This is a genomic window from Streptomyces hirsutus, assembly GCF_001418415.1.
GTDB classification, from domain to species: domain Bacteria; phylum Actinomycetota; class Actinomycetes; order Streptomycetales; family Streptomycetaceae; genus Streptomyces; species Streptomyces hirsutus.
The window spans coordinates 1-4,860 of record NZ_LIQT01000663.1; the positions used below are offsets into that span (position 1 = coordinate 1).

Annotated in this window: 1 protein-coding gene and 1 pseudogene; both read left to right on the forward strand. The window is 71.0% G+C overall.

The annotated features are described in order from the left end of the window. Positions 1-236: 236 nt before the first annotated feature. Positions 237-4,220, forward strand: coding sequence for a BREX-2 system ATPase PglY family protein (locus tag AOK11_RS36980; RefSeq protein ID WP_055598006.1), 3,984 nt, complete (start codon positions 237-239; stop codon positions 4,218-4,220). Continuing rightward, positions 4,220-4,860: pseudogene (locus AOK11_RS36985) on the forward strand (BREX-2 system phosphatase PglZ); the annotation flags it as partial. The gene AOK11_RS36980 and the pseudogene AOK11_RS36985, both read left to right, overlap by 1 nt.

Here is a 4,860-nt window from a genome sequence, read left to right on the forward strand (position 1 = left end):
TCCCCGGACAGATCCCCTGGCTCCCCGTCGGATCCCGTTTCCCCACCGGATCCCGTGCCGACCCTACCCAGCGGGCACCCGCGGTGATCCTTCCGGCACCGTGCGGTACGACGGATTCCGGAGTGACGGGCATGCGTGTCAGTGCCACCTGGCAGGATTGGAGGGCGCCGACCAGCGCGCGAGCCGTGCGGCCGAGCCGTGAGCCGAGAGAGCCGAGAGTTAGGACTGACCGCCTGATGCCCACGAGCGAGCTCCTGCTGAAGGACGTCATCGAGATCAAGGAAGACGTCCATGCCGGCGACTTCAAGATCGAGCTCTCCCAGGGTTTCAGCGAGACTGATGCCCGGGTGGCCGAGTACGTGGTCACCGAGCAGCTGCAGGAGGCGTTCCGGCAGGCGCTGGACATCGTGGCGGCCTGCGTCAGGTCGGGCAATTCGGAGGCCTCCTACCTGCACGGCTCCTTCGGCTCCGGCAAGAGCCACTTCCTGACCGTGCTGCACGCCGTGCTGAACAACCACCCGGCCGTGCGCACCAAGTCCCGGCTGGTGGAGGTCGTCGCGCCGCACGACGAGTGGCTGCGGCGGAGCAAGTTCCTGATGGTGCCGTACCACCTCGTCGGCTCCGCCGACCTCGATTCCGCGCTGCTCGGCGGCTATGTGCACACGGTGCGCGAACTCCACCCCGGCCAGCCGCTGCCCCCCGTCTACCGGGCCGACGCGCTGCTCGCCGACGCCCGCACCCAGCGGGAGTTCCTCGGCGACGACGCCAAGTTCCTGCAGTGGCTCGGCAAGGGCGCCGCGGCCCTCACGCCGAGTGCGGCCGCACCCGTGGAGGCCGACCCGGACGACATGCCGATGCTGGACGGCGAGGCCGGGACGCTGCCCGCCCAGGCGTGGACCGGTGCCGACTTCGACCGGGCCTTCGCGGGCGCGCCCGACGACCCCTACCGCGAGCGGCTGGTCTCCGCCCTGCTGAGTGGCCCCATGGCCGCCTACGCGCAGGGCATGCGCGGCGAGGCCAGCGCGTTCCTGCCGCTGGAGAACGGCCTCAAGGTCATCTCCCGGCACGCCCAGTCCCTCGGCTACACCGGAGTCGTCCTCTTCCTCGACGAACTGGTCCTGTGGCTCCAGGCGAAGATGGGCAACCAGGACTTCGTGCGCGACCAGGTGCAGCGGCTGGTGAAGCTGATCGAGTCGGGGGACAGCGGCCGGCCGGTGCCGATCGTGTCGTTCATCTCCCGCCAGCGCGACCTGTCGCAGCTGATCGGCTCGGACGTCGTCGGCGCCGACGTGACCAACCTCGAAAGCCAGATCGAGTACCTGGCCGAGCGGTTCAACGTCGTCGACCTCGAGGACAGCAACCTCGTCGAGATCATCAAGCACCGTGTGCTCGCCCCGAAGCCCGGCATGGAGTCGGTGCGCGACGACGCGTTCAAACTCGTCGAGTCGTCCAACGACGAGGTGCGCCAGATCCTTCTGGACGGGCAAGGGCGCACCGAAGCCTCCTGGGACGACTTCCGGGAGCTGTACCCGCTCTCGCCGGCGCTCCTCAACGTCCTCGTCGACCTCTCGGGCGCCCTGCAGCGGGAGCGCACCGGCCTCAAACTCGTCCAGGAACTGCTGCGCCGGCGCCGCGAGGACCTGAAGCTCGGCGAACTCATCCCGCTCGGCGACCTGTGGGACGTCATTGCGCATCGCTCCGGTGCCGCGTTCACGCCCCGGCTGCGCAAGGACGCGGAGACCGCCGACCACTTCCACGGGCGGGTGCGCGAGGAGTTGCTGCGCAAGTACAAAACCCCCGACGACAAGCGGTTCAAGGCCGACGAGCGGCTGGTCAAGACCCTGCTGCTGGCTGCGCTCGCACCCAACGTGCCCGCCCTGACCCGGCTCACCGGGACCCGGCTCGCCGCACTCAACCACGGCTCGATCCGGACCCGGGTAGGAGACGCCGGTGCCGTCGCCGCCAAGCGGCTGCGGGAACTCCAGGTCTCCTTCGACGGCGAGCTGCGCAGCGAGGGAGACCGGACCGACCCCGTCTTCCACCTGCACCTCTCCGACATCGACGTCGAACCGCTCCTCGAAGAGGTGCAGGGCGTCGCCGACCAGCTCGGCTACCGACGGCAGTGGATCAAGGACCAGCTCTGGCGCCAGCTCGGCATCCAGGACACCCAGCCCTTCGTCTGCGAACGGGACGTCGTCTGGCGCGGGACCAAGCGCACCGTCGAGTTCGTCTTCGGCAACGTGCGCGACACACACCTGCCCGACGACGAGTTCGCCCCCCAGCAGGCCGGCAACCTCCGTATCGTCTTCGACTACCCCTTCGACGACGGCGACCACGGCCCCATCGACGACCTCCAGCGCGTCAAGCGGCTCGGGGGAGCGGGACGCACCGAGCCCACGCTCGTCTGGCTGTCCGACTTCTTCTCCGAGCAGACCTCCCGGCAGCTCGGCCGCCTACTGAAGATCAACTACCTGCTGGAGCGCGACCGGCTCGAGGAGCACACGGCCACCCGCCCCGCCGAGGAGCGGGCACAGATCCGCAACCAGCTCAAGGCGTCCCGCGACAACCTCAGCAGCCACCTCACCGAGGTCCTGCTCCAGCTGTACGGGATCAACCGAGCCGAGCCGGAGATCGTCGGGGCGACCGTGCCCGACGGGCAGCACCTGGTGTCCCTGCTGCCGGGCTTCACCCGCACCCGGCCCGAGCCGTCGGTCGGATTCGAGCAGAACCTGCTGCTGCTCGCCGACGGCATGTTCGCCGCCCGCTACCCCAAGCACCCCGACTTCGACCCCCGGCTGACCCGCAAGGCCATCACCCCGCGCGAACTCAAGACCACCATGGAGTGGATCGCCCGCGCGATGGAGGACGGCTCCCGGCGGGTCGTGGTGGACAGCCACCAACTGCCCGTCGTCAGGAAGATCGTGCACGCCCTCGGCCTCGGCGAGGTCCACGACGGACCGCTCAACGTCAGCAACGACTGGCGGCTGCGCATCAACAAGAAGGCAGCCGAAACCCCTGACACCGGCGACGACCTGGCCGTCGAGACGATCCGCCAATGGATCACCGACCTCGGCTACGAAGGCCTCGACCGCAACGTGGCCAACCTGATCATCGCGACCTACGCGCTGCTCGACGACCGCACCTGGATCTACCAGACCCAGGTGGTGCCGCAGGCCCCCGAACTGGACCGCATCATCCCCGGGTATGGGCTGCGTGCCGTCGCCCTCCCCGACGAGGACACCTTCGCCACCGCACTGCGACGTGCCGGGGCGGTCTTCGGGCAGAGCGTGTCGCCGGTGCTCTTCGCGAGGAACGTCTCGCGGCTCGCCGCGCAGGTGCGGGCCGTCGCCGAAGAACACCGCACCGCGGTGGGGGAGACCCGGACACTGCTCCAGGACAACGCCGTACGGCTCGGCCTCGAAGGACCCGGCGGCGCGGACGCGCCGCGACTGAAGTCCACGAAGGCCGCCGCCGACCTGATCGCCCGACTGCTGCGCACCACCGACGCCACCCTCTTCACCCAGGAACTGGCGAGCGCCGCCTACGAGGTGACGGACCGTGAGATCGGTGCCGCCCTCAAGCAGGCCCCCGAAGTGCTGCGGGTGCTGCGGGCACAGCGGGACGCCCACTGGTCCGACCTGGACATGGTCCGCGAACTCGCGAGTCGGGACGACGGTGTCGGCGACCGGGCGACACGGCTGCTCGACACCGTCCGGCGGGCGGCGAACGCCCATGAGGAGGACGAGTCCCTCGTCCCGGTCCTGGACTCGCTGCAGGAGTCGGCCGTGGCCCTCATGCGGGAAGCCACCCGGCTCGCCCAGGCGGCCCGGCCGGTCGAGCCCGCCCCGCGCCCCGAGCCGGCCGTCGCCCCGACCGCGGAGGACGTACGCCTCACCCAGCACGGCACACCTTCGGTACCCGCGGCTCCCACCGTCCCCGCGCAACCGGTGCCGGACACCCCGCACTCCGGGCCTGCCGCACAGGACCCGCGCGTGGGCTACGCGGCCGGGTCGGCCCGTCGCCCCGCCGCGTACGTCGTCGAACCCACCCGGCTGGAGACCACGCTCGCGGCGACCGTCGACGGACTCAGTGCCGACATCCGCCGCTTCCTCGCCGCGCACCCCGGCACCCGTGTCCAGGTCACCTGGCAGGTGGTGGAGGACGTCCACGACGACGCCGCCGGCACGGCAGGCCGGGACGAGAAGGGGACCGAACGCTGATGGCGCTCCTGCCACAGGTGGGACGGCGCTCCGTCGAGGCGCTCCTCGACCGGCACGCGAAGAAACTGGCCGAGCACAGCCTCATGCTGATCCACGGACAGTACGCGGCCGGCTCGGCCACCACCTTCACCGCCGAGGTCGGCGAGCAGACCCGACGCGTCACGGTGCGCGACGAGTCCTCCGTCCTCGGCATCCTCGCCGCCTGGCACAGCCACCGGGACGAGGCCGCACCCGGCGACCTGCTGGTGGTCACCACCGGTGTCGACGACGACCAGCTCGGCTGGGACCTGCGCGGGCGCGCGGTGCACCGGCGCACCCTCACCGTCGAGAAGGCCGAGATCGTGACGCAGCGGTTCGGCGCCACCGGACTCGACGTCCGCATGTACCGCGAGGACTGGCTGCTCCAGGCCCTCGTCGACGCCGAACCCACCGGACGGGGCTGGCCGCGCACCGCGGGCGTCCTCACCCGGGACGCCGCCCTGCGCGCCCTGGCCGTCGAACGCCTCGGACTGGACCACCCGGACATCTCGCCCCACGCCACGGCGGAGGCCGCCGTCGACGCGGACGTACTGCTCGCCTGGTCACGCACCCCCGCCGGGCCGCGCCGTTTCGCCGAACTCGACGACACCGAACGCGCGGA

Bases quoted from the DNA above. Each gene is read 5' to 3' on its own strand.
- AOK11_RS36980 (WP_055598006.1), top strand. From the start codon at position 237: ATGCCCACGAGCGAGCTCCTGCTGAAGGACGTCATCGAGATCAAGGAA.